This window comes from Novosphingobium sp. SG751A (assembly GCF_013149295.1).
Taxonomy (GTDB): domain Bacteria; phylum Pseudomonadota; class Alphaproteobacteria; order Sphingomonadales; family Sphingomonadaceae; genus Novosphingobium.
Map to the genome: position 1 here is coordinate 1 of NZ_JABGCB010000024.1, position 24,994 is coordinate 24,994.

Annotated in this window: 26 protein-coding genes and 1 pseudogene; 4 read left to right on the forward strand and 23 right to left on the reverse strand. The window is 61.9% G+C overall.

Translation table 11 applies throughout. The features are described from left to right. Positions 1-171 precede the first annotated feature (171 nt). From FHW96_RS22620 to FHW96_RS22730, 23 genes and pseudogenes are all read right to left on the reverse strand, one after another. Positions 172-506 (reverse strand): annotated as a pseudogene (locus FHW96_RS22620) (transposase); the annotation flags it as partial. A gap of 199 nt (positions 507-705) precedes the next feature. Next, positions 706-4,422, reverse strand: a complete 3,717-nt coding sequence (locus FHW96_RS22625; RefSeq protein ID WP_172342843.1) for a conjugal transfer protein TraG N-terminal domain-containing protein — start codon at positions 4,420-4,422, stop codon at positions 706-708. 8 nt (positions 4,423-4,430) lie between these two features. After that, positions 4,431-5,849 carry a conjugal transfer protein TraH gene (locus tag FHW96_RS22630; protein WP_172342844.1) on the reverse strand — a complete coding sequence of 473 codons (1,419 nt, stop codon included), beginning with the start codon at positions 5,847-5,849 and terminating at the stop codon, positions 4,431-4,433. Positions 5,850-6,102: 253 nt separating this feature from the next. After that, a complete protein-coding gene (locus FHW96_RS22635; RefSeq protein ID WP_253951170.1) occupies positions 6,103-6,681 on the reverse strand; it encodes a hypothetical protein in 579 nt (192 codons plus the stop codon). Continuing rightward, complete coding sequence (locus FHW96_RS22640) at positions 6,678-7,565, reverse strand: conjugal transfer protein TraF (RefSeq protein ID WP_371815791.1); 888 nt, start codon at positions 7,563-7,565, stop codon at positions 6,678-6,680. Before FHW96_RS22640 ends, FHW96_RS22635 begins: the two co-directional genes overlap by 4 nt. Beyond that, the gene (locus FHW96_RS22645; protein ID WP_172342845.1) at positions 7,562-8,158 is read right to left on the reverse strand and encodes a S26 family signal peptidase; all 597 of its coding nucleotides are present in this window, start codon (positions 8,156-8,158) and stop codon (positions 7,562-7,564) included. The genes FHW96_RS22640 and FHW96_RS22645 overlap by 4 nt, the downstream gene beginning before the upstream one ends. Continuing rightward, positions 8,130-9,008, reverse strand: coding sequence for a type-F conjugative transfer system pilin assembly protein TrbC (locus FHW96_RS22650; RefSeq protein WP_172342846.1), 879 nt, complete (start codon positions 9,006-9,008; stop codon positions 8,130-8,132). Before FHW96_RS22650 ends, FHW96_RS22645 begins: the two co-directional genes overlap by 29 nt. Then, the gene (gene traN, locus FHW96_RS22655) at positions 8,980-10,074 is read right to left on the reverse strand and encodes a conjugal transfer protein TraN (protein WP_371815792.1); all 1,095 of its coding nucleotides are present in this window, start codon (positions 10,072-10,074) and stop codon (positions 8,980-8,982) included. The genes FHW96_RS22650 and traN overlap by 29 nt, the downstream gene beginning before the upstream one ends. Continuing rightward, entirely contained in the window at positions 10,071-11,999 is a 1,929-nt protein-coding gene (locus FHW96_RS22660) for a hypothetical protein (RefSeq protein ID WP_172342847.1), read from the reverse strand. Before FHW96_RS22660 ends, traN begins: the two co-directional genes overlap by 4 nt. Beyond that, positions 11,996-12,316 (reverse strand): hypothetical protein, encoded by a 321-nt coding sequence (locus FHW96_RS22665; RefSeq protein ID WP_172342848.1) that lies wholly within the window; start codon positions 12,314-12,316, stop codon positions 11,996-11,998. The genes FHW96_RS22660 and FHW96_RS22665 overlap by 4 nt, the downstream gene beginning before the upstream one ends. Next, complete coding sequence (locus tag FHW96_RS22670) at positions 12,313-13,326, reverse strand: TraU family protein (RefSeq protein ID WP_172342849.1); 1,014 nt, start codon at positions 13,324-13,326, stop codon at positions 12,313-12,315. The genes FHW96_RS22665 and FHW96_RS22670 overlap by 4 nt, the downstream gene beginning before the upstream one ends. Continuing rightward, positions 13,323-13,916 (reverse strand): conjugal transfer protein TraW, encoded by a 594-nt coding sequence (locus tag FHW96_RS22675; protein ID WP_172342850.1) that lies wholly within the window; start codon positions 13,914-13,916, stop codon positions 13,323-13,325. The genes FHW96_RS22670 and FHW96_RS22675 overlap by 4 nt, the downstream gene beginning before the upstream one ends. Before the next feature lie 46 nt (positions 13,917-13,962). Further along, positions 13,963-14,199, reverse strand: a complete 237-nt coding sequence (locus tag FHW96_RS22680) for a hypothetical protein (protein ID WP_172342851.1) — start codon at positions 14,197-14,199, stop codon at positions 13,963-13,965. After that, on the reverse strand, positions 14,196-14,606 hold the full coding sequence (locus FHW96_RS22685; protein ID WP_172342852.1) for a hypothetical protein: 411 nt from the start codon (positions 14,604-14,606) through the stop codon (positions 14,196-14,198). Before FHW96_RS22685 ends, FHW96_RS22680 begins: the two co-directional genes overlap by 4 nt. Further along, a complete protein-coding gene (locus FHW96_RS22690; RefSeq protein ID WP_371815793.1) occupies positions 14,603-14,899 on the reverse strand; it encodes a hypothetical protein in 297 nt (98 codons plus the stop codon). The genes FHW96_RS22685 and FHW96_RS22690 overlap by 4 nt, the downstream gene beginning before the upstream one ends. Positions 14,900-14,912: 13 nt before the next feature. Then, on the reverse strand, positions 14,913-17,444 hold the full coding sequence (locus FHW96_RS22695) for a TraC family protein (protein WP_172342854.1): 2,532 nt from the start codon (positions 17,442-17,444) through the stop codon (positions 14,913-14,915). After that, on the reverse strand, positions 17,441-18,115 hold the full coding sequence (locus tag FHW96_RS22700) for a TraV family lipoprotein (protein WP_172342855.1): 675 nt from the start codon (positions 18,113-18,115) through the stop codon (positions 17,441-17,443). The genes FHW96_RS22695 and FHW96_RS22700 overlap by 4 nt, the downstream gene beginning before the upstream one ends. A 23-nt stretch (positions 18,116-18,138) precedes the next feature. Then, positions 18,139-19,467 (reverse strand): TraB/VirB10 family protein, encoded by a 1,329-nt coding sequence (locus FHW96_RS22705; RefSeq protein ID WP_172342856.1) that lies wholly within the window; start codon positions 19,465-19,467, stop codon positions 18,139-18,141. Continuing rightward, a complete protein-coding gene (locus FHW96_RS22710) occupies positions 19,464-20,240 on the reverse strand; it encodes a type-F conjugative transfer system secretin TraK (RefSeq protein ID WP_172342857.1) in 777 nt (258 codons plus the stop codon). The genes FHW96_RS22705 and FHW96_RS22710 overlap by 4 nt, the downstream gene beginning before the upstream one ends. Then, positions 20,224-20,859 (reverse strand): TraE/TraK family type IV conjugative transfer system protein, encoded by a 636-nt coding sequence (locus tag FHW96_RS22715; protein ID WP_172342858.1) that lies wholly within the window; start codon positions 20,857-20,859, stop codon positions 20,224-20,226. Before FHW96_RS22715 ends, FHW96_RS22710 begins: the two co-directional genes overlap by 17 nt. Positions 20,860-20,864: 5 nt before the next feature. Next, positions 20,865-21,131: a type IV conjugative transfer system protein TraL gene (locus FHW96_RS22720; RefSeq protein WP_168605486.1), complete on the reverse strand. Its 267-nt coding sequence runs from the start codon at positions 21,129-21,131 to the stop codon at positions 20,865-20,867. Positions 21,132-21,260: 129 nt separating this feature from the next. After that, positions 21,261-21,572: a hypothetical protein gene (locus tag FHW96_RS22725; protein WP_216651021.1), complete on the reverse strand. Its 312-nt coding sequence runs from the start codon at positions 21,570-21,572 to the stop codon at positions 21,261-21,263. A 208-nt stretch (positions 21,573-21,780) separates the two neighbouring features. Continuing rightward, on the reverse strand, positions 21,781-22,596 hold the full coding sequence (locus FHW96_RS22730) for a DsbC family protein (protein ID WP_253951171.1): 816 nt from the start codon (positions 22,594-22,596) through the stop codon (positions 21,781-21,783). A 179-nt stretch (positions 22,597-22,775) separates the two neighbouring features. On the opposite strand from FHW96_RS22730, the gene FHW96_RS22735 reads away from it, so the two are divergent. The 4 genes from FHW96_RS22735 to FHW96_RS22750 all read left to right on the forward strand — a co-directional run bounded on the left by FHW96_RS22735 (position 22,776) and on the right by FHW96_RS22750 (position 24,864). Beyond that, positions 22,776-23,375, forward strand: coding sequence for a hypothetical protein (locus FHW96_RS22735; protein WP_172342859.1), 600 nt, complete (start codon positions 22,776-22,778; stop codon positions 23,373-23,375). Positions 23,376-23,523: 148 nt separating this feature from the next. Continuing rightward, positions 23,524-23,934: a transcriptional regulator gene (locus FHW96_RS22740; RefSeq protein ID WP_172342860.1), complete on the forward strand. Its 411-nt coding sequence runs from the start codon at positions 23,524-23,526 to the stop codon at positions 23,932-23,934. Between the two features lie 18 nt (positions 23,935-23,952). Next, the gene (locus tag FHW96_RS22745) at positions 23,953-24,579 is read left to right on the forward strand and encodes a GntR family transcriptional regulator (RefSeq protein ID WP_253951178.1); all 627 of its coding nucleotides are present in this window, start codon (positions 23,953-23,955) and stop codon (positions 24,577-24,579) included. 153 nt (positions 24,580-24,732) lie between these two features. Further along, positions 24,733-24,864, forward strand: coding sequence for a benenodin family lasso peptide (locus tag FHW96_RS22750; protein ID WP_172342862.1), 132 nt, complete (start codon positions 24,733-24,735; stop codon positions 24,862-24,864). Positions 24,865-24,994 lie beyond the last annotated feature (130 nt).

A 24,994-nucleotide genomic window follows, 5' to 3' on the forward strand; every position in this document is an offset into this window, starting at 1 on the left:
CCCCCAACACCAGTGCTGCCCGCTTCCATGTGACGTACATACCCCCTCATATCACGCGTAGAAACCGCCGCCAGATTTTATGAGTTTACGTCCTAAATGCCGTCGTGGGTAACATTCTCGATGAGGCAACGAAATTGCCTAGGAACATTTTCATTGAGGCAATGCGACATTGGGATCGACACCAATCAGCCCGCAGGCCCGGCGTTGCGAGATCTCGTATTCCCGCAACACCCGCAGCACTGCGTCGCGCCGCTGCCCCGGTGTGTCGTCAGACTTTTCCCAGCAGATCCTTCAGGAAGATCCTTCAGGATGGCGTTGTCGAGCATGCTGTCCGCCAGCAGCCGCTTCAGCTTGCCGTTCTCGTCCTCAAGCTGTCGCAGGCGGCGGGCGTCGGATACCTCCATCCCGCCGTATTTGGTCTCCAGCTTGTAGAACGTCGCCGCGCTCAGCCCGTGCTTGCGGCAAACCTCCACGGTCGGAAGCCCGGCCTCCTGCTCTTTGATCATCCCGATAATCTGCGCCTCGGTGAAACGGCTTCTTCCTCATGCGTCTGCTCCTTCTCGTAGACAGACTCTACATCAGAATAAGGGATCTTTCGGGGGGCAGGTCAAGAGCATTATGGTTGGGCGGAAATCGAGGAATGAGTGGTCGACGCCGTTGAGCAAAATACTGCGCTGATTATTTTTTAATAATTGACACTTTTCATCAAGGATCACGGCGGCTTTTGAAACTGGAATCTCCATCGGTTGCCCCATTATCCCGATCAAGCGGCGGTCGACCGGACTTGAGCAGTTGAGACTGCTCGACAGATGTTATAGGCCCGGTTCCATCCACAGTACCTCGCCCGGCGTCGGCCTGTTCGAGATACCGGTTGCGCAGTCCGTCGTTTCCCAGAACTTTCTCGCTGAATTCCCTGGAAAAAGTCTTTTCCGGATGCGGTGAGCGGGCAGCCGCTTTCTCTGCTGATGCAATTGCCTCCCGGACATCATAGTTCACAATATCGATCGATGACCGCGCAACAACCGCTGAAATTCCTCGATCCGAAATCTCCGCGCTCAATCTGCCGCTCAAAGAGCCTTTGACACTGCCTTTGCCATCCGAGCCAACCCCTCGCGCCGCTGAAGCCGCGAGATCACCGGAGATGCTTTGGCTGTTTGCTGTTGAATGCTCAGCTGATCGTGACAGCGATCTTTGCCATCCTGTCTGTACCATGATCGCCATGACGTCGCGTTCAAGCGTGTCGGCCACCTGCGGCTTCAGCCGCCAGTTACCCCGGCGATCCATTTCAAACCCGCCTTTGAGCCAGTTTGCCATGGCTTCCTGCCCCTGCGCGCCGCTGCCGAGGAAATGCTCAATCGTGTCCGGCCCCGCCTGTTTACCCGCCTCGAACCGGGTGCTGGTGTCACTGCGCCCAGACTGGCTGAATCCAGTGCTGCTCGAAACCAGAAGATCGTTATGGGCAAAGCTGAACCGTGCATGTCCACCATTGGCGATTGCGCCAAGTTGGCTCTGGTTGATCAGTCCGCCGCGCCACATGTCAGCGGCAAGCTGAGGCGTCAGATTGAGGCTGACATCGCCGTTCTGATCCATCGCGATCTGGCGTTTCGGCATCGTGATGCCATGGTCGTGCAGCAGGGTTTGAATGCGCGACAGCCGCTCCTTGTCGACAATGCCGGTCAGACGCTCATTACGGGCGCGATCGGCAATGCTTCCGGCGCCTCCCTCTGCCATGTCGATCTTGTTTCCGGCGGTGACAGCCAATGCGCGGATGAAAGAATCCAGCCGCGCGGCTTCGCGCACGGACGCACCGTCTGCCCCGGCGCCTTGCGCAAAGCCTGCATTGTCAGCCTGACGGCGCTGTTCCCCGATCCTCGCCGAGCTGCGTGTGCCATCCGGCCCGACCTCGCGCTGGGCATCAAGCTTGCCTGATCTTTCAGCAAAATCATAACCGGCTGCTTCTCGGGTTCTACCATAGACGCTGCTGCCTTCACGGTGGGCCTCCGCCGTCACGCCATCAGCCGTGCCGACCTGGCTCGCGACATTGTAGGCCTCCAGCGCATGAAGTACCTGCGCCTCGCTGCGTCTTGTGGCATGTGCGAGCTGGCTGACAGCGCTCGAGCGTGCTTCGCCCGAAAGCGCATTGATAAAGCCTATGCGTCGATTGGTTTCGGTAACGGAAAGTCCAAGCATTGCAGCAGCCTGCCTTTGCCCCCGATTGTGTCCGGTCCGATGCGCCTGCTCGGTCGCAACATTGCCGCGCTCGCCACTGGCTACGCTTTTGCCCGCATAATCGCGCCTGCCTTCCATCGCGCCGACCTGAATCTGCGCGCCCGTAAGATCGTTGCGCAGCATCTGTTCCTGATCGAAGGCATTGGCAGTCAGCTTGGCAAAAGTCGTATCGGCCGAGGCCTGCGCAATGACGGTCGAGGCTTTCAGGCTTGCATCCCTGGCGGAATAGCCGCTTCGTTCAAAATGCCGCTGAGCGCCAGTAAGCATCATGTCATAGGCCCGATTGTCGCCAAACGCTTTCCACTGCACCATGTTCTGCGCGAAGGCGGCAAAGGTCCGTTCCCCTGGTTGCCCTTTGCCGAAGTAGCTGGTCCCCAATTTGCGCAGCGCGTCACCTTGCGCGAAATTATGGATCGCCGATGTCGCGGCATTGGCGCGAATGGCGCGGGCCGTTGCCGGATCGCTCAGATCACGACCGGCAAGGGCAGGGGTAAGACCGCCCAATTCCCGCGCAGCATCGGCCCGCCCGAGGCCCGATGCCGCCGTGCCGGACGCGCCGCCGCCATGCTCGCCCAGCACCGACCCTGAGGAGGCAAACGCCCGGTCCAGCCCGAAACTGCTGCGCTCGCCAAAATCCCCGAAGCTGGAGGCCGCTGAGCGGCGCGCCATGGTGCCTGTCGCCGAACCCTGCGCCTCAAGAGCATTGGCATAACCCTCGCTGGTTCCAACTGTCGCGGCCGCCGCGCTGCCCTGGCCTTGAACCCCGAGCGAACCTGAGGTGAAGGCAGTGAACACATTGCCGCTGAACCGGAACACCGTGAAGACAAAGGCTCCGGCAAGACCTGCCGCGGCGGTGCGGAACGAACCAAAGATGGCCAGCGCCTTCATCGCTGCGGATGGCGCCAGAATCCAGGTGTCGGTCGCAACTTTCGTTGCGCGCAATTCGGCCAGCACCCCCATCGCTCGCCCAAGGGTAAGCTGATAGATCCCGGCATCGATCACGCCCCATATGGCCACAAAGACGAAGAGCCCGAAGGCGAAGCTGGCAACACGCAAATTGATGGGGGTCAGGATGAACAGCAGCGCGATCGGCAACATCATCAGCATGATGGCAAAGACTGAGGCGCGGATGGTCGGCATCCATTCGTTGGCCGTTGAAAGTGTCGCCAGACCATTGGACTCGATGGCACGGTTGGCCATCACGCGTGCGGCAGCAGCCGGTGAATCCTCGAATAGGACATCGCCAACCGTCTGGCCAAGAAAGACATTGGTCAGGAACTTCTGACGGCTCATCGACTGATCGAGCATCATCCAGCCCAGCGCGTCGATCTGTTGGCGGCACCGGTCACGCTGGACAGTCTGGGTCACATCGAAGCCGGTGCGTGCGCAGATCTGATCGCTATAGGCGTCGAACAGTGTTGGATCGGCAAGCTTGTCGGCAATATAGGTCCATGCCGCTTCGCAGGACATGGTGGTGCCCGACTTATCGCCGGCGCTATAGACGGTCGAGAAGGTTGCCGGACCCGCCATGGCTGAAAAACTTGCGGGCAGGTCAGTCGAAGTGCGGAAGAGCTGGTCGTCATCGACGCCATAAGCTGGCGATACCCGGGCCACAGGGTAACATTGCCGGACATAGTCTTTCACCGTCGCGTCGAGAAAGGAGTCGACGATGGGGCTGCGCGGCGAGACAGCGTTCAGGAACAGATCAAAACTGTGCCCGCCCGCGCCGAACTCTAGCTTGGCATTAGGATCGGATGTGTTGTCATCGATCGTCTCGGCAAGCGCACGTTCCATGAGATTGGTGACGCCCGCCACCAGCACGATGAGATTGGGCACGCCGCCCACCGGCCGATAGGCATTACGGACCCGATCATAGACATGAACCGTGCCGGTGGTGGCGATCATGCCTGCAAACAGGCCAATACCCACCAGCATCTGAAAACCGAAGGCGACAAGGCCCATGCCGGAACCGCGAATGCCGGCGAGGACAGCTCCGAGTCCAATGCCGACGACAGCGATGATCACTACCAGCGTCTCGTAGCGTGGATCGCTGAAGATCAGGGCGACGATCCGAAAAGCATCAACCGTTTCGGAAAAGCCATCCCAGGTATGATAGCTGGCATCCACCGCCAGCGCGGGCGTGGCGATGATCATGCCGAGGAAAACGAGCAGGGATCGGAGCAATCTGCGCATCTGACACCTCATTGTTTGTGGCTGGCGCCGGTGGCATTGCGGGCATCGTGATCGCGCTGGCGAACCACCCCGGCATAATTGGCTGAGAGGTTCGCCTGGCTCATGGCGGCCATGTAGGACTGGCGCATCTGCGCGCGCTGGCGCAGCACCTCCTCACGGAGGTCACGAAGCTGCTCGATTCCTTTTGAGAGGATCCGCGTCTGGCAGATATTGGCGCTTTCACCGTCAGAGGCACCCGCCGCTGTCGCGCCTCGTTCAGCATTCTGAAGTGCGAAATCGATTGAGCGCGTCAGGTCATTGAGCATCTGATAGGCAAGGGTCAGCGCCACCAGTTCATCGGTGTCGGCGATCACGCTGTCGATCACGCCTTGCCGCACGCCCCATTCGAGCAGGCGGTAGACCGGCAGCGTTCTGACATTGGCGACGAACTGCTTTTCTTCGGTGGAGAGCGCCGAGCGGGTGCGGATCTTGCTGGCTATCGTTTCCATCCTCTCGCGCGCCAGCACGAGCGCGCCGCGCCCGGAACCGTTCACGGAACAGTCGGCAGCGGTCGCTGGAATATTAAGCGCCCGCGTTGGCACTCGTCCGGTCAGGAAATCATCGGCGCTCTCGGTATCCTGATGCGGGCAGGAAGGGATGGCCGAGAACAGCGGCACTTTGTCATTGGTGTCCCAGCGCATATAGACATCGCCGACCCGGGCACGCATCACCCCGGCCCAGTCCGAGGCGCCGACCCGCGCGGCAGCGTGCTGGAGCAATGAGCCTGTTCGGAAAATATCGGTCACCTCGGTCGGACAATTGGCGAGCGCTTCCTTGAGATCCTCGGTCGGATTGCCTTTGTTGGACTGGATCTTCTCGCGGCTCTGCTGCCAGCTTTTTGCAAAGCCCTCGCGCACCGATTTATAGCCCGTCATCTCCTCGACAATGCCCGACATATTGTCATCGCCTTTGGCGATCTGGACCATGCGGTTGGCCAGGCGGCAATCGTTCACCTGGATCGAGTTCAGGAAATTGGTGGCCGCCTCCATCTTCGAAATGATATTGCCCATCTTCTCGTCGAGCGTTTCGAGGAGGTACTGGAAGGCGACTGCCGGGGCCGCCTGAAGGATGGTCTCGAGCTTTTGCACCAGATAATCCGGGTCGAGAAACGACATGCCGCCAAGGAACATGTCGATGCCCCCGCAGCCCGCTTTCACCTTGGGCAGGCTCAAGGACATCAGATAATCGTCATGAACATCAACGCGGCCTGACATGCCGCCTGCGGTCACATAGCCGCGGGTCTGGTCGGCAAAGGTGCCGGGCGAGCTATAGGTGACTTTGTCGAACCAACTCTCCGCCCAGCTCTGGGCATGGGCCGGCACGGCTGCTCCGCAGGCAGCGAGGATCAGACAAAGCGCGAGGCTGAAACGGCTGGCAATGGGGACCATGACGGGCTTCCTGTTGTGGGAGGACACGGCCAGCTGCCCGTCGCGCGCTTGCCTTGCCGGGTTAAGAGGGGGCAGGGGGCATTGGCACACCCTCTGCGAGGCGACCTGCTGCCATCCCCCGATAGCGCGCCGGTCACCGCAAGTTTAAAGAGTTTGAGATGCTCTTGTAATTTATAAAAATGGCTGCCTAAATTACACATATAAAAAGGAATTGTTGCGAATTCGGTGGCGCGGTAATGATGGTCGACGCCGGTCATCGGGCAGGGCTCACGATTCCGGTAAATTTTGCCATCGCCCGGACGCCAACAGCAACGCGCACGCCGGTCAGCATTTTTGCTGCCAGATAGGTGTTGCGCGCGAGATTGACGCCATGGTCGGTGCCAATAGCGACCGGCACGATGCGATTGGGATCGGCGATTGGTCGCACCCAGGCAACAGGGTTGCCAACCCAGGGAAGCCCAAGTCGCCCGGAGCGGAGCATGGCCTCCTGCGCGCCAATCGTCCGGACCTGCCAGCCATAGCGCGCTCGTAACGTGAGCAGCTTCCCCCAAAGATCGGCGCAGGCGATGCAGGCGGGCGCCGTGCTCATCTCGATCACGTAAAGCGACGCCTGCCCGCGCAGCACGGCTTCGAAGTCGGGCGGAAAGTCGCGCGTGACAGGAACGCGGGCGAGCCATGCCCGGGCTTCAGGCAGCGTACTGACGGGATGGATGGCCGCACGCAAAGCGACATCACGGGAGATCGGCGGCTGAGCCCTGGCCGATGACGTCTGAACGGTGCCGCTCAGCAGGAGGCCGGCCCATCCGAATACCAGAATTTCCCCGGGGCTCATGGCTTCCTGCCTCCCGCCGCGATGAGATCGCCTCCGACCACGCGCGGATCGCTCGGCGATACCGGCCCATTGGCGAGGGCATCGAAGAAGCCGTCCTCTTCACCCGCTCCGGTCAGCCATTGTTCGGGGCGGATGTCGCCGGTGAGCAATTTGATGGCCTGATAAGCCATCTGGAGCAGGTTGGGATAAGTCTCGATCCCGGTCGCGATCACCATCTGCTGCTGGCTGCCGCGCCGGATCACCATCGTGGTTGGTGTCACCTCAACCCCGAAACGCTGGCCAAGGCCGGGGCGCTGCTCGAGATCCATTCGACTGACCTGCCAGCCCATCTCCTCCTGAAACCGCTGGAGGATCGGCCATTGCACCCGGCAATAGCCGCAGGAGGCTCGGTCGAACATCACCAGAGCGAACTCATTGCCGTGGGCGCGCAAATACTGGCGGCGGATATCATCCTTATGCGCGCCCAGCGCATCACGTGCCTCGCCCACCAGCGGGTTAGCGGCTTTGGCGTTGAGTTCGGGATGGGCCAGCAAGGCCAGTTGGGTAACGCCGGCAAAGGCGCGGGCCTTGCGCCGGGCAAAATCCTCCAGACGCCAGAAATCGGCGACCGCATCCACCGTCAGCACGGTTGCCGCATAATCGCGTTGCTGCTCGATCAGCCTGGCGATCCTTGGAGGCGACCATTTGACCAGTTCGGCCATGGGCGGAATGGCGGGTTTGGCAACTGCGTCCATCTCCGCTTTGTCGGGCGAGACCGGCTTTGGGGCTTCATACCACCAATAGCCGCGCGCGACGCCCGGGCCATCTGCCGCCGTTGCGGTCTGGCCCCATGCCGGCGCGGTTGAAAGCAGCATGCCGATGGAGAAGATTGTGCGCAGCCTCACAGCAGTTTCTCCATGCGGGTCAGCCTGCCGATCTCGACCGGCCCATAATATCGGCTGTCGAAACCATCGGGGGATGAGGAGCCGACAAATATCGTGCCCGCCGGGATGATCTTTGTCGCGGGATGCCAATGGGTGAGGGGGCGGCCGTCCCGGGTTCGGGGCTTGCTGATACCAAGCAGGCGGGCATTGCAGAAATACCAGCCGTCGTAGGTTTCGCCCATGGCTGATGGCTTCTCGATCATGTCGATCCGCTCTCCGGGCAGACAGAGCGCGTATTTGGTGACGCTGACCGGTTTGGGGCCGGCAATCGGATCGAACAGTGTGAAGGAGACGAGGTTGCCGGTTCGGATCTGGTCGGGCGCTTTGTAGATCACAAAGGCATCGATGGAGGGCGTCGCCACTAATGCGAATTGCGGCATCGCCCACCAGACGAGCAGCCCGATCGGCAGCACGATCCCGTAAGCCTTGAAGAGCTGTACCGGCCGGGCAGGTTCGCCAAATCCGCTTGCGCCCAGAGCAACTGCTGCGCGAAGCGGCAGGTGCCTGAGTCTCAAGGCCGCGCGTTTACTGGCGCGCCAGATGAGCGAGAGCATCGCGTATCTCCTCTTTACCGCCGAGGCGGCCATATTCCTCGAGTAGCCCGGAGAGGGCGGCATCGCCGTAGATGACATGGGCGGCACCCGGGCTGTTCTCGTCGCGATCGCAATAGGGCTGGGTGGGATCGCCGGTGATCATCGCCAGTGCGGGGACTTTCGTCACGCCATGCTGGCGGAAAATGAGCGGATCGACGATGATCTGCACGTCGCGCATCGCGCAGGCGGGGCCTTCGCAGCCCGGATCGAGCCGCAACACCTGGGCTGACAATTTCGCCATCAGCTCCACTCTGGTCATGCCGCCTGGCATGCCGCGAAAGGCCATCACCCCGCCGACGCGAGCAAGACTGGCCGCATAGGTGCGCAGCACTTCGACCGGCATAGCGGAAGACACGAAGAGAACAGCAACCCAGCTCTTTTTGAGGCTGGCGGGAGCGGCATTGGCCAGCGCATTGGCTTCGGGTTGTTCAAGACCCAGCGCCTGCGCTATTCGCTGACTTGCCCTCTCCCGCTCGGCGGCCAGCGCTTGCCGGGCCGCCGCGATATCCATCTCGGCGCGTTTCACGAGGGCCGGATCGCCCTTTGGGCGCGACAGTCCCTCAAAGGCGCGCCGCTGCAATTGGGGAGCGGCTTCGGATTGTGCCGGTATCACCGGGGCGGGGCCCTCGCTTTGCTTCGCCGCTCCAACCGCGCGTTTCAAGCGTTCCATGGCGGCATTCCCTTCGGCTTCCACCTGCGAGCGCGCCGTGTGGTTGGGCGCGGGACTGTCTGCCCAGGCCGGTATTGACGCCAGCATCAAGCCGACAAGGAGCCAGGCGAAGCTATTGGCTGATCGTTTGCTGATAGGCATCGATCTTGTCCTTCATGTCGATCTGGATTTGGGACTGGGCGCGCGCTTCGACCTCCGCATAATATTCGGTGAGGTCCATTTTCGAGAAATCGAGCGCCTGAAACTCTTCCGGAGTGAGGCCGCGGCAATAGGGCTGTTTGGGCGTTCCCCAACCCACGGCGTTGAACGATTGAAGCTGCGGTCGGCCCTGTTCCTGAATGATCCTGCCAAGTTTGGTGTTGAAGCAGCAATGGCCGACCGATTTTTGCAGGCAGATGCCCAGGATCTTCGAGCTGCAGTAGCTGCCGACTTCATGGCACATGCCCGAACCCTTGAGCATGCCGACTTCCATGTCCTGGCTGTCGCAGCCCTGCAGCAGCACCTCGATCATGAAATTGATGGCAAGGCTGATGGCGATGGAGGTCGGATCGAGCCCGATGATAATCGCATTGGCGCCTGCGCCGGCGGCCTGGCTTGCTGTCGCGCCCACCTGAAACGCGGCATAGGCTGCCTTCATGCCGGTAAACACGCCCTTGGCGATGGCGATTTTGGTCGAGATCGATGAGATCGAGCCGCCCATGCCATCCTTGATGATCTTGCCGCGATCCTTGCAGCAGTTCTGGAAGGTGGTGAGCAGGCCCGCCGGACGGCAGCGCGCGGCGCGGCCCGCGAAGATCTCGATGGACCCGAGGCAATGGCCATCGGCATCGACCGAGCCATCGGCTTCAACGCCGGGATCATCGACGACCGGGTCGGTCTGGATGGGGTTGGCGCTGGTATCGATGCAGGCGTTGGGCGTGCAGGAAGCGGGGCCGCCCGCGGCGGGCGTGACGCAGGCATATTGCGATCCAAGCGGGCATTGCTGCGCGCCGTCTGGACTGGTGACGCAAGGCGTTTCTCCGATCGGGCACATCCAGCCTCCACTTGCCGTCAGCTTGCAGCCAGCGGTTTCCCCTTCGTCGGCAGCATCGCCATTGCCGTTGAGATCGGCGGCGCACATCTGCTGGGCGCTGGCAATGCCGGGCATTCCAGCCGCGCCGCTGCAAAGCAGGGCCGCAAGGGTAAGGGAAAGCCGGCGACCGGTCATCGCACCGTCCCGGTGCAGATGAGGTCGGATCCGCCCAGACGCATCGACTGCATCATCACCACGGCCTCAGGGAAATCGTCGATGCAGCCGCAGCCCTGGACCAATTCCTCGCCATCGCCGACCGGACAGACGTTGTTGTCCTGGCACGCATGGTAGAGATAATCCCAGCCGACCGGCGAATTCTGCTTGCTGCCGGTCACACCGTCGAGCGCAGCGGCGGTGTTTCCTTGCGCCTTTCTGGTCTTGCAGACAGGTTCGCAGGCATTGACGGTGCCGCGTTCCGGCAGGGCGAAATTACGGGTAGTGAGTGAGTAGCTGCCGTCATTGCCGGCTATACGATCAGCCAGCAATGTCTCGGTGGAATGATCGATGATATAGGCGCTGCGGCTGATGTCGGGATCAGCCATACCCTTGTCTATCGTGCAGCTGTAGCGCCGATCCTTTTCGAAGAAGTCGCGCGTCAGTCCTACCGAACAGGTGCTGGCGGTAACGACACGGGTCTGTGCGATCGGTTTAAGGCCGGTGTGAATGCCGTTCAAAACCGTTGTGACGCCATCGACTGTTTCGCCGCTCAGGCTGCAGGCGGCATTGGCAGCATAGCCGACGCAACCATCGACGAGATTTTCCGAGACGCGGCAGCTTGTGTCGAGGGTTGCGTCGATCTGGGCGAAGACTTCGCCATTGCCGCCCACCGCCACCCGCAGTTCGATATCGTGGTCGCCTTTGGTCAGCCATGGTTTGAGATCGAGATTGGCCCAGCCCGACCAGTTGGTCTTGCGATCGCAGCTGGTGGAAGGAACGCCGCTTCCGGTCCAATTAGCAGGATCGGCAAAGACAAACTGCCCGTCGATCCATAGCTGGATCGAGTCGTCGAAACGATATTGGGTGAGCCGCACATCACTGAGGCGCTCGGGATCGCTGATGCGCAGCGTCATGTGATAACCGAACAGGCTGCAGCCAGCGCCATTAAGGCTGTTGTCGGCGGGCGACCCCATCATGAAGCTGATCTGATCGCTGTTGTAAGTTACCTCGCCATAGCCCCCCGCGATCCGGGAAATGATGTCGCGCTGATCAGGACTGGAGAGCGTGATCTGGCGCTCGATTTTGCAGTTACGGGTCTCGATGACCCGCGAGGTCGCGGCGGGCGAGGCCGAGAGCATCTGAAAAATCGAACTCGACGCTGCCGCAGAGCTCGCGTCACCGGCGATGGCGGTCGGGTTGGCACGGTAGGCGGTCTGCCCCAGGCTTGCGGAGGAAGCGCAGCTTGTGCTTTGCGCGCCGACATAGGAGATGACGGGCCCTTCGATCCTGGCCTGCGTGACGCCGTAGCGCGGATCGCTGGTGGTGAGCGCTGCCACCACACCGCCGCCAAGATCCTTGAGGACCGTCGGCAGATTGGCGAGCGCCAGCCCGTTGCCGCAACTGTTGTTGATGCAATAGCAACCCGCCAGATCACTCATGGCAACGGCTTCCAGTTTCGGCGCCTGCGCGGCATCGACCGCCCACCTGTAGAAATGACAATTGTTCCAAGTGCCCGTGTCGCAAGAAATGACGCCATTGGCGCAGATCCCTGAAACCGGCGCCGGCAGGGTGGCGCCGGCATCGAAGGTGCCATCAAGATTGGTGTCCCGGCTGATGCGAACCGCGGTGAGATCGCCGCTGGCCGAAGGCTGGGCCAGCACCTCAAGCAAGGTTGCGGTCTTCTGGCAGGCGATATCGGGGGTAAATTGGCGGTTGGAATCCACCGTCGAAACCGGCTGCCCGCTCAGGCCCGGCGTCAGGTAGTTGCGGAGCAGCGCATCGCTTTCGCCAGACTTGGCGCGCGAGGCCTGCGCGGCGGCGCGGGCGCGATCTTGCGCGCTCTGCGCCGCGAGCGGCAGCGGCAGGGTGAGCGCCGCGATCAGCAGGATAGCCCGGTTCCTCATGGCAGGATCTCCTGCGGGACCACCCGGCGCGAGCCGTCCGCCAGGCGGAACAGCAGGATCCGATTGTCTGGCGGTGGCAGAATCGCGTGGAACACGGCCTGTCCGTCGAAAACGGTCAGCGTGGCCACAATCGGGCGCCGAGGGGAGAGGAACCCGGCCCTGATGACTGCGGCCACGCCGACCGCCGAAGCGCTCCCATCGGGGGCAATGGGCGCTGCTCCTGCCGCAGGGAAATTGCCGGGGCCAACAGACTGACGGGTAGGCCATCGGTAAACCGGCTGCATTCCCATGCGGTATGGGGGAAACGACCGGCTCATGGCACCGCGATCCCGGCGCAGCAGATCGTTTTTTCGAAAAGCATGAACTGGGCATTGTCCTTGCCCGGCGCGTGTTTGGCGCTGGTCCACAGGGAGCCTGGCCGCCCGACATTGACGCACTGGCCGCCCTTGACGGGTTCCATGAGCTGGAGCTTGTAGCGGCTCTTGCTCCAGATCGGTTGCGGAATGAAGGAACAGCCATCCGCAGAGCTGATGGTGAGCGAGCCCAGCCGCCCCATCATAAAGATGCCGCGCGCGGCAAGGCCGGCCCAGGCCTCGACGCTGTCGTCGAAATGGATGTCGCCGGCAATCGGATAGGTCGAGCCCCAGGAACCCATGCACCAGAACAGAGGATCGACGACCTTGCCTGCTGCAGCGGCTGCGCTGTCGCTCATACAGGCAAGGCCCGCCGCAGGGTTACCGAAAAGAATGGCTTCGGGCTGGATGATCGCGCTCAGCGTTGCCGATTGCCAGGTCGAGAGCACCTCGGTGATCAGTGCGACATCGAAACCATCGTCCTCAAAACAGGGAAGGTCGGTGAACATGTCGAGCATCTTCCAGACCGGCGAGATGTAATAATGCATCTGGGCAAACATCTTGCGCGTGTTGGTGCCGTCGGCGATGGAGGACTGGCTGCCCTGCAGCCTGCCATGCGTGGAGAGAATATCGGCGCCGAGCGCCATCATGCAGCCCGGCTCTGTCACCACATCGACCATCCGGTTGGGCGACCAGAAGCTGACCTTGACGCCAAACCAGAACGTTACGCCCTTGCGGCAGGCGCACAAAGGTTTCGAGACCGATTGCGCATCGAGAGCCTTGCCCAGCGGATCATGCGGGCCGATCCTGACCCCGCCGATGGTGATAGGGAAGATGCAGGACCAGCGCACTTTGGTGATCGGATTGAAGATCGTGCCTGCCTCGCATTTGGAGGCGTGGGCGGGCGAGGCAACGGCAAGCGTCAGGCAGGTCGCGGCGAGGGCGAGCGCTTTGGGCAGGGAAAGGCCTTTCATCGGGAAGCCCTCCGTGTGGTTTTTGATGCATCCACTTCGGTCAGCACCAGGTGCTGTCCCGATTGCGCGACGATCACCGGGGCGACGGTCAACCCAAGCCGGGTCTTGATGCGTTCCTCGAGCAGGAAAATCGGGCGTTTCAGCCGCTCGCTGGCCGTAATCGGATCGGTATCGCCGGGGGCACCAGCCGCGATCAGGATGAAGTCGGACGGGCCAGCGTTGCGCATCGCCCAATCGAGTTCAGTGGGATGAACGATCACCAGCCGCTGCGGCAGCGATACATAGGCGAGCGGGTTGAAAGTGGTGCCTTTGGCGTAAAGCAGTCGCCCATCAGGCAGCTGAATGTCGGAATCGAGCGTGTAAAAGGGAACCACACTGCGCTCACGGTCGATCCGAGCCTTTCCCAGAGACGCAGGTTTTATGGCCGACCAGCCCGAGCGGGGGCCAAAGGCGGCTTTCATGTCGGGCATATGGGCGCTCCGGCCTTCGATCTCGGTCAGCGCATCCGGCTCAGCGATCGGCCATGTGCGTCCGATGGTGGATGTATCGGCGCGGACGGCCGTCGGCGCCATCAGGGCGGCGAGGAGCATCGCCAGCGCCGAAACCTCACTGCGACGATCAGGGAAGGATGGGGGGCTAGCGCGCATGACGGCGCCTCCACCAGCGCTCACCCGTTTGCGGCTTCTCACCGGCAATAGCGGCGACCAAAGCGGCAAGCGCAAGCAGGCCGGTCACCGCGACCAGCATCCGGAACAGGCTGGGGACAGCAGGCAGATGCCAGGCCATCAGCGATTGCATCAGCAGCAAGCCCTGGCTGCCCACGATCAGCCGGATCGGTCTTGGCGCCGGCGTTGAAGAAAAGATGCCGTTCATGGCTTTCCTCCCTCCGCAGGTCGCGGGGCCGGCCATGGCATGCCAACATAGAAGTTCACGGCCATCTGGCTGAAGACCGGCACCATATAGACCAGGCCGACCCAGACCGCGCAGGCGATAAAGAAGCCGCCAAACCAGATGGCCGGAAAGATCAATGGCGCGACGCCGCAGCAGGTCTGTACAATCGTGCCGACAAGCGGGACGTGTTCGGCGTCACGGAGCATCTTTGCGATGAGGCCATCGGCCACTTCAAGATCACGGTTCAACCGATCGTTCTCGTCTCGCAGGAACCCGACGAGCCGAACAAGATAGTCCTGCGTGCCTTCGCCGGGGTGACGGCAGCATCTGCCGATGAGGGCAAGATCATCGATCAGTGCGGGCGTTATGGTTTTGGTGGTGCCGGTCATTTCGACCTCCACTGACGAAAGCGGGACGCCGCGATGCCGCAGGCCGCCGAAACCCCGATCAGCAAAAGGCCGCTGGCAAAACAGGCCGCTGCAACGATGGTCCCGGCGCGCAGAACCTCGAGCCCGGGGCGGCCAAGCACCAGGCCTCCGGCGATGACCAAGCCGCCCATGATGAACGTCTCGATGATCATCAGGCGAAGGCGCCATTGGAAGGCTTGGCTCTGCGCGCGCTCGGCCACCCTCTGTTCGATCATTGCCTCGATATCCGGGTTCCTGATCCAGTCGAGCTTCAACGGATCGGTATGGTCAACGTGATGGCGTGTCATACGGACCTCCCATGGGATGAGAGGGGCCAAACACGTCCTGCGGATCGACGCCTGCCAGTTCGCACACCGCTTCAAGCGGGCTGCGTCCGGCGCGGACCAAAGCCTCGAAGGCAGCCACCTCATTGGGGGCCGAGGTGTTGATCCAGTAACTGAAAGGATCGACGACCAGTCGTGCGATGCCCAGACCCAGCGGGCTGTCGATGAACACCTCGGAATAATGAGGCTTGGCGTTGCGGACCGATTTCAGGAGATCGAGGACGAAGCCCGAATAATCGAGGATCTTGTTGTCGACCGCCTTGTCATAGGTTGAGCCCTGAAGCAGGAATTTAGTCGCGGCATTTTCGAGGATCACCTGTCCGGTGCCGCCAAAAAGCGTCAGGTCATTCATGCTCTGGAGCACGATGCCGAAGCTGCCCTGATATTTGCGGGCGCGGCGATAGCCTTGCCCGAAGGCTTCAGCGAGCCGTGAAAGATCCTGCCCGTCGCTGCGGGTCATGAATTGCGCGGCCTCGTCGCATAGGACGAAGCGGGGCTTGTCGCGGGCCGAAAGGTACAGCTCCTGAGTGACCGCGTTCACCACCACCATCACGATCACGTTGAAAAGATCGGGCAGGGCTTTGAGGCGCTCGAGTTCGAGCACGACGAATTCATCGCGGGAAATGTCGAAGGTCGAAGGCCCGTTGAAGAAATGGCCATACGCCCCGTCCGACCCGAAATCGCGGAGATTGAAGGCCAGTTCGCGCGCCACCGGCACGAGATGATCGACGCGGTCGAGATCGGAACTGGTGTTCTCGGGATAGCGTCCAAGCCATGCCCGCACCGCGTCGATGCCATCCTCGCCGCGCCCGCTATCGACAGTCCATTGCACCGCCGATTTGAGCAGATTCCATTCCGAGGTGGTGACGGGCTTGCGGGTCGAGGCATTGGCCATTTCCGCAACGATGGCGACGGCCATCGCAATGGCGGACTGCTTGTCCTCGCCATCCAGCGCCAGTCCCATGTCGAAGGGATTGAGGACCAGCCTTTCCTCGCCGATGTCGATATAGCGGCCCGAGCAAAGCGTGCAGAGTTTGCGATAGGACCCGCCGATATCAATGATGCGAATGAGCGCGCCTTGGGCGTAATATTGCTGGCACAGGTTGTTGAGCAGGAAGCTTTTGCCCGCGCCGGATTCGGCTGAAACGATGAAATTGTAATTGTTGATGCGCGGATCGAAGAGGTCGAGCGTGACGAGCTGGCCTTTGCGCCCGACATAGAGCAGGGCAGGGCGCCCGCCCCCGCGAAAATCGGTCTGGACCGGGGCCATCAGCGACGCGGCTTTGACCGGCATGCGAAAATCGCGTTCCAGCAGCTTGAGCGTGCGCTTTTCCGGGTAAAGGCCGAAGGGCAGACTGGCGGCGAGCAGGACGGGGAGGAGATAGCTTTCTTCCTGCACCATGAAGGGCAGGGGTTCTGATTCCCACAGTCGCTTGGCGCGGGCGGCCATCTCGCGGGCCTGCGCGCTGTCGCGACCGAACACCCACATGGTCGGGATCACCGAGACAAAACGGCTGTTTGAAGCCTCGTCGAGGATCCAGCCGATTTCCTCGATCTGCTTGCCGACCTCGACCGCAAAGCTGCCGGCGGCCTTTTGCGCGGAGAGAATTTGCGCGCGCTTATGAATTTCGAACTGGGAATGATCGAACATGACGGTCAGGCAATAGAGGAAGGGGCCGCCGATCTGATCGCTGTCCTCGGCGCTTCCGCGCATCCCGCCCATGAGACGGTTGGCGCGCTCGGCAGTGATCCTTCGTGCGGGCGCCTTGGGGGTGAGGCAGCGCGCCACCTGATTGCCGAGAAAGACTTCGGGTCCCTCGAAACAAAGATCGGGCCCTGCCTCAATGATCTGGCGCGCAATGGGCGGGGCAGGCATGCCGCCGACGCTCTCTCCCAGAAACACGCCCGGAGCGGGAGTAAAGACGCCGTTAAAGATGCGCCGGTAAAAACTCACCATCTCTTCGGGCGCCAGACGCCGGATCCCCATCTTGGCGAGTTGCTCTTCAACCTGACGGCGCAGATCCGCGCCGAGCTTCACCCTCGTCTTGATCGCGAGGAACAGACGGAAATCGCGGACGGGAATGCCATGGAGGGCATCGAGCCCGTTGGTGCCGGCGCGCAGATAATCGGCCATCCGCCGCGCGGAGGCCTGGACCAGCGGGTCGGGCCGGAATTTGAGATCAAGATAGGCATCAAGCGCCGGGTCGATCAGCGGGTCGGCGAAGGTGATGAGCTGGAGGACGGTGCCTTCGGGGAAATAGACGTTGAGCAGGCCCTGCAGCGCCTGACTGACATGGGCGAACATATAGGCGGAAGGAACCAGTTCCCATGCCTGCCCCCAGCCATCATCGATGCAAAGGAAGGCTTCCTCCTCCTCGACCCAGGCGACCATCGGCAGGAAATCGGAATAAGCATCGCGCTCGACAGCGGCGCGCAGACGGCGGACTGTCAGGCCCGGGCGACCCGCCGCGCTCACTGGCGGGGCTCCGTCAGAAGGGCAGAAGCCTCTTTAGCATCCTGCCGCGCCTCTTCTGGCAAGGCATCCTTGTCCCGCATCGAGCGGAGGACGTGAGGGGTTGGCGCGTGTCCGCCAGGCTCGACCAGATAATCGCCGACCACCCAGGCGGGCCGATCGATGATCGAATAGATATAGCGCGCCATATAGAGCCGGTCGGGCCGCTGCCGATCAGCATAGGGCAGAATGAGCGTGCGCAGCGTGCGTGAGGGTTTCAGCATCGGGGTGGAATTTCCGACCGCCAGTCCGCTTGTGTCAGCGGACCCGGGCTTTGCCGGCACAGTGGTTACGCCCTGTTCGGGCCTCTTGGGCTTGCCAGACAGGTTCATTGACTTGTCCGGCATCTGCTCCTTGACCGTGGCGGAGACGGCCATTGCAGTCTGGTCAGGCACCAGAAGCTTCCGGTCGTTGGTGACTGCCGGATCGGATTTCGAGGGGCGACCGGCTACCGCATCGGCCCAGGCCTTTTCGGGATGAATGCATTGGCCGTGGTCACTGTTCTTGCAGGAGAACTTCTCGCTGTAAGGTGACATCATCGAGCCTAAGGCAGCGCAGCCCGAGAGCGCGAAGAGCGGCAGACTCCGCAGGATCTGGCGGCAGGGCTGCATGAGGGGATGAGGCTGGATCATCATGCTGTCTCCGGTTGAGGCGCGCATCAGAACTTCACTCCCGCGCCGGGTTTGATTTCGAGGGTGACGCCTTCCTGGATCACGACGACCACGTCCTTGGCGGCCCCGACTTCGACGATGGGGCTGGCCTGACGCGCGAGGTCGAGATAGAAATCGGTCAGTTTTTCGGAGGATTTGGACAGGCCTCCGGCGATCCCGGTCTTGGCTGTGTCTCCGGCATCAAGTGTTCGCACGCTGCCGAGGGCCGAGGTCGAGGTGCTGCCAAAAGTGCCTTCGACCGATTGCGAGATGCCGCTGACGGTGCCGGCGATGAAGGCGCGCGCAAGCGTTGCGCCGGCCCGTGTCACCACCTTGCCCGAGAGACCCTTCTTGCCGTCGGCATCGACGAAGAAGCCTTTGACCGGTTGATCGACGATGGAATGTTCATCGAAGTCGACGCAGGAAATCGAGACCAGTTGGATCTCGACCCGCTCTTTGGCCAGACTTCCGGTGGCGTTGCCGATGACAAAGCAGCCGGCAAGATTGGCTTTGACTTCATTGGGGAGCACGGCGGGCGCCTGAACCCGGGCGATGATCGGTTCGGGGTTGCTGGTCGCGTCCCGACTGGCCAGCGCGTCGATCCCCGTCAGCAGCCGCGCCTTCATGAAACCAGGCGGCAAATAGATCGTCCGATTCTTTTTTTTGGCGACGGACGCGGCATCGCTCGCGCCCTGCGGAACGAGCTGGCTGGTTGCCGAACCGATCGCGCCCACGGTCTTTTCGACCGGCGGAGCGGGCGGGGCGGGCGGTGCCATCGCCCCGGTGGGCGGCGCAGGCAGCTTGTCGGCAGCGGCGCCGATATCGCCAGTCAGCGGCGGCGAGGGAAGATGCGGCGCGCTGCCGGGCAGGGCAGCGGGCAGGTCGCCATCGCGGGCCGAGCTTGCTCCGCCTGCGGATCTGGCGCCCGGTGTGACCTTGCCCTCTTCTATCGCGCTGATGCGATCACCGAGCAATTGCTGGCCGTCGAGCACCTTCTTGAGGTCGCCTCGCAGCTTCTCCTCAAGACTGTCGCCGCGCAGGCCCGCACCCATGTTGAGCGAGGTCGATTTAGCGACAGGCCTGGCCTCTTCCTTGTGGCCGGTCGCGGTATAGAGCCCGAGGCCCAGCACACCGACGCCGACAGCGACAGCCAGTTGTCGGGCGCGCAGCTTTTGGCGTGCGGAAAGGCTTTCCCAACGGGCCTTCCAGTCCCGCGACGAACGGGGAGCGGCATCGCTCCCGGCCATATCCTGGTCTGCTTGCCGCGCGAGATGCGCCTGATAGGTCGAGGGGCGCTCGCTTTTCTGGCCCGTGTCCGGATCGACCTCGGTGCTCATTGCGCGGCTTCCCCGCGAATGACGATCAGCCGGGCGCTTTCACTCGCGCCAAGGCGGCTGCGGTCAAAAGTGATCGCGAAAATGTGCTGACCCAAAGTTGGATCGATAAAGGCGCGCTCTTCAAGCGTGACAGGGGCTGCGGCCCGGACCCAATATTCCGATGCGGACAGGCCGGAGCCTTCGATGGCGAGGCGGCGGTGTTCCGCGATCGTCACAGCCGGAACGCTGGAGAGCCGAATGACGGCATCGGATGGGGCGACCTCGGAAAAGGAGGCCGGGATGCGGTTGCCGAGCATCGCCATGGTGATCGAGACTGCGCGATCTTCGTTGGCCAGCGGGCCAAGCAGGTCGCTGTTGGCTTTGGCGCGCTGGCGCGCTCCCGGGGCCAGCACCACGGTCTGGGCCGGAATATCAGCAGGTTCGGCATAGAGCGGATAGGTCGCCCCGTTGCAGGTGATGAAAAATTCCGAAGGCTGCGTCACATAGCTGCGCGTCACCTGTCCGGCGTCATCGATCTGCTTGACCAGAAATTTGATCCAGGCATCTGAGCCGCCCTTTTCGACAGCGAGGCCCTTCTCCTGCGAGAATTTGACATCCTCGATATCGCCGCTCTCGCAGACGATATGGTTGATGTCGTGGTTCGAGAGGCGGATGCGGCTGGTCTGCTCGGGAAGCGCGCGGATGGTCTGGGCGCCCGCCGGCATGGCTACCAGCAAGGCTATCGCTGCCAGCAGCGCGCGCGGCGGCGTACCGGGCTTAATGGGTTTCGGCATCGAACTGCTCCTCGGAAAGGCGCGTCAGCCAGAAGCGACCGTTCTCGATCGCGTAGCCAATGTGCAGATTGCCCCGGAATTTGCGGATCACGCCGCCGATCACGCGCACCTTTTCAACCGGCACGGTGATCATGCTGGAGGTCCAGATGACGGGCTGGTCGTTGCGAATATAGGTGGCGATCGAGAGCGTCGGATTGTCGGCCAGATCGTCGAGCACGCTGTTCAGGCTGTCGCGCATCGCATTGTAAGCGGATGGGTGCGCCAGTCCGAGGAGTTCCTGAAACTGCCGGTCGGCTGAATAGGCCGAATAGGTGCCCGCCAGCCCGACGATGTTGCGCGTCATGGCGACCAGATAGGCCTGCGAAGGCTTGTTGCCCGAGACATAGAGATCGCCGGTCGCGCCAAAGGGCACCACCACGGTCCGCGCATTCTGGTTGGTGGTATAGATCACCATGCCGAGCACCGCGTTCACGCCGAACATCCCCGCGATGGCCGCTTTGAGCAGACGGTTCTCCTCAAACAGATTGGCGGAACCTTGCAGGTAGCGGTGGATCCCGAAGCTGGCCGGTTTGCCAAGCAGCGGGTCGGTGCCGGCCTCTTTGCGTTGGAACAGTGCCATGGCGTCTACTCGAAGAAGCGGGTCTGGGTCGGACCCGGATAGTGAGGGAAGGAGACAAGGCCCCAGCGCCACGCCAGATGGGCTAAAAAACCGCGCGGCTTGCTGCGCTTCCAGGGAATAAAAAGGAGAAGAGCCAGGATGAGCATCCATCCGAGCATTCCGCCCACGATCGCCGCCACGAACACGCTCGAGGTGGCCAGCATGAACTCGTCCGATCCGAACCACAGGATCTGAACCGGTCGATGGAGATATTGCGGAAGGCGCTCGTCCATGGCCCTTCTCCTCCTGCTTCATGACACCTGCGAAGGTGTCGGTTTCCAGGAACCGACCATCGGTCCCCAGCTCGTTGGCGGCAGCGCTGCGCTGATCGGGTCACCCCGGACGCAGGCGCGCCGCATGGGTCAGACGACCATCCCGAAGGTCTGGAGAATGCTGTCGGCCTTGATCAGGCAGACGGCGGCAACAATGGTCGGGATGCCGATCATGATGTTCGAGAACAGGCGGCTGACCCCGAACAGGAAGGCGGCGACGCCGCCCACAAAGCCAAGCGGCCCCTTCACGCCCTTGTTCACGACGATGTCGTAAATGTCGTAGCCGAGATCGCCCTGAGCCGGTGCCTGGAAGGCATGGGCGGGGCCGGCGATCAGGGCCATCACGGCAAAAGGGAGGCCGAAATTGGCCAGTGCAAGCGCGCGCGAACCAAATTTGCGCATAATGGTACTACTCCTTGGAAATGGAGCCGCCCGCGATATGCCTGCCGGCATCGATGACAGATCGGTGTCGGCCGGGGCGTCGGTGGACGGCTCCGGGAGCCCGTCGCCGCCGGCATCCTGGTTCATCCGCCCGTGCCTCGCGGCACTGGGCAGGACGCCCGCCAGAAAGAGCGTGTGCGCCCGCCCGCAATCCTGACGCTGCACGCGATCAGCGCACGGCTTCGGAAGCGGCCTTGAGCGCAGGTTTGGCATACCGGTCGAGAAAGGCTTCCAGTTCGGCCTGCTGAAATCCCGAGATGAGCTTGCCATCGACGATCAGGGTCGGCGTACCGGAAATACCGACACGGGCGACCAGCTCGGCATCCTGCGCCACTCTGGTGTGCCCGGCCTCGCATTGCCGCAGGATCGGCGGTGTCTGCCCCGAATAGGCAGCGCGGAAAGCGGCCTCCTTATCCGGCGAGCAAAGGATATGCTCGGCTTTGGCAGCCGCGGTGGGATGGATGCCGCTCACGAAGAAGACGAGGCGGCGCACCGGTTTGCCTTCGGCAGCTTTGGTGTTCCAGAAGCGCTCGAGCGCCTGACAATAGGGGCAGTCCGGATCGGTGAACTCGATCACCGTCGGCGCGCCTTCAGGACCGATCGCCAGAGCTTTGGCGGGGTCAATAGCTTTGAGGCGGCGGCTAGCGCCCTGTTCCTGCGCCAGCGCCGTCAGATTGACCCCGTTCTTGTCATAAACAGCGGCGAAGAGCAGATGCTCGCTTTGCGGCGCGTAATAGATGATCCTGCCACCGGCATTGGCCTGATAGATGGGGCCATTGACCGCCGATGGCCCGAAATCCTCGAACTTGAGGTTCGTGAAGGTCTGATGGAGCTGCTGCTGGGCAGCTTGCGCTGCCAAAGCCAGCGCCTTTTCGTTGTCGACCTTGCCGGCATGCGTGTCTTGCGCCCGGGCCTCAAACAAAGGCATAGTGCCGATTGCGAAAGCGACGAGCAGGCTCACGCGACGGACGCGCGTTTTTGACATGAGCGAAACCTCCATTGTGATCCCTGAAGGGACTGCCGGGGTCGAAGCGGGTTGAGCTGGATCTGCCGATCGTTTGGGCTGACCGCTCAGGTCTGTCGTTTCGACATGGATCTGAGTGCCGACATCGGCCCCCGCCCCGCAAGAGAGGGGGCAATGGAGTTCCGGTTTGAGGAAATCCATTGCCGGTTATCGGCAATCCATTTCCGAAAACCGGAAATACACTTCCGGTTTCGTCCTTTGTTCTTTTGCAGGATTTTGCGTGGCGGCACAGAATCGCCCTGTGCCGACGAGCGCTGTCTTCGAAAGGCAGGGGCGCGTCGTCAGTTGGAGAGTGGAAATTGGCAAACCCGCGATCGCGAGCCTACAAGCTGCAGCTCTCTGAGCAGGGCATCCAGCTGTTCCTGCGCTGTCATGGCCGGCTATGCGGCCTTGTCGGGGATTTCCTGCCCTATGGCAGCACGCTGTTTGTGGCCGCTTCCTTGCTGCGCCTATGCCCGGCGCAGGATCTGCCGGGGGAATTGCTCGCCCCGGACATCAAAGGTTATGGGGGGCGCCTCGTGCGTTACGTCGGGACATCGCCGACCCTGTCCGGCGTGGTCCAGGAGATCGCGTCGCGCATTGAGGAAAGCGGCCTTGTTCATCCCTCGCCCCAGACCTGGAAAATCTTCCTGGCCGCCCTCAACCATATGGAAACCGCTTCCGATCGAGAGCTGCTGGGCATCTTTTGCGCGGTTGCCCGCGAGATAGGTCGCCCACCCGGGCGCTCCGGCAATCCCTAGTCATGCGCGAGACCATTTTGTCGAAGCGTCTGAAATTGCTCTCGTTGACAGGAGCTTATCCTGATTGACGGGCGGATTTTAATGCAACACTCTTCACCTATAGGGCAATGCGCTTTGGCCTTTGAGACGCTGTCAGGGGGACCTGCAGATGACGCTTCAAAGTCCGCAAGCGACTGACGGTGAAATTCTAGCCTTGATCAAAGAGCTTTCCGGCAAGCTCATCGAACGACGCCGCCGCCGCGAGCACGTCTCGCAGCAGTTTCTGGCAAAAATTGTCGGGCGCAGCGAAAGGTGGCTGCGCGAAATCGAAGGCGGTGTCGCCACATCGAAGTTCGAAGACCATGTCCGCTGCGCTCATGCGCTGCGGATGACGACGCCGCATCTGTTCATTCCTCTCATGGCAATGGAGCACAAGATGGCCGTTCCGCGCGAACTCCTGATGCAGGACGATCTGTGGGATCTTGAGCGCGAGATGCTCGGGGCGGTCGAGCGCCATCAGGCCTCGGCGCTTGCGCGTCTGGCCGGCAAGCCTGCCCAGCCGGGTTCGCGTGAGCGATAAGAGGCGGGACAGGCCATGATGTCACCCAGACCTGTTGCAGCGGAGCGAGCCTACGGCCTTTTGAAGGGCGATGTTCTTTCCGGTCGGTTCGCTCCCGGATCGACGGTGATCGAGCGCATCATGGCCGAAGAATATGGCGTATCGGTCTCGCCGTTTCGCGATGCGGCGCAGCGTCTGGTCGGCGAGGAGTTTCTCGAGATCGGCACGGGCGGCGGCTACCGGGTTCCTGCGATCAGCGCCGATAGTCTGCTCGACCTCTATCACTGGCACAGCCATCTGGTTCGCCTCATCCTCAAGGTGCAAAAGCCGGTTCAGGCCATGCCCGCTTCCTCCGCCGGCATCAGCCCGGTCGATCTTGCTCAAGTCCCGTTAGCGATGACGAATTGCTTCCGCACGCTGGCGAAGGCGGCACCGAATCGCGAATATGCCCGGGCGCTCAGACTGGCGACCGACAGGCTTTATGTCGCCCGGCTCCATGAGGGCGGGGTCCTGACGAATCTTGGGTCTGAGCTGCAGATGGTTGAGGCCGCGACCGCTTCGGGTGCGGGTCTCGACCGCTATGAGATCCTGTGGGCCTATCATCGGCGGCGGATCCGGCGGGTTGGCCGGATCGCCGATCTGATCAATTCAGCAAAAAACCGATAGATTTCAGAAGCTATCTTTGGGCCGGCTGACAGCCTTGGGCCTGCCGGTTCGAGATAGGCGCTTACGCGGGATCTAATAAACTCGGCGGCGCCGAGCCTTCCACCGTACCCTGATCCGGCTGCAATGGTGCAGCGTTGAATGAAGGAGATGGCAATGGAACGCGAACATCTGAGTGATGAAATCATCGTTCTCGGTGCAGTCACCGAGGAAACGAAGGGCATTTCCAATGTGCCCCAGCTCGACAACCAGGGCAATTTCGGCGGCGGGGGTCTCTCCGACGACTGATCCTTCCGGCGGCGCGTTGTTTTTCGGCGCGTCGCCACCTGCCATGGGCGGCAATTCCTTTGGCGCCAGATCACAATCCTGATGGGAGAGGATGGATGGGCTTGTCCCTTGGCGAGAAATGGTCGTTCTG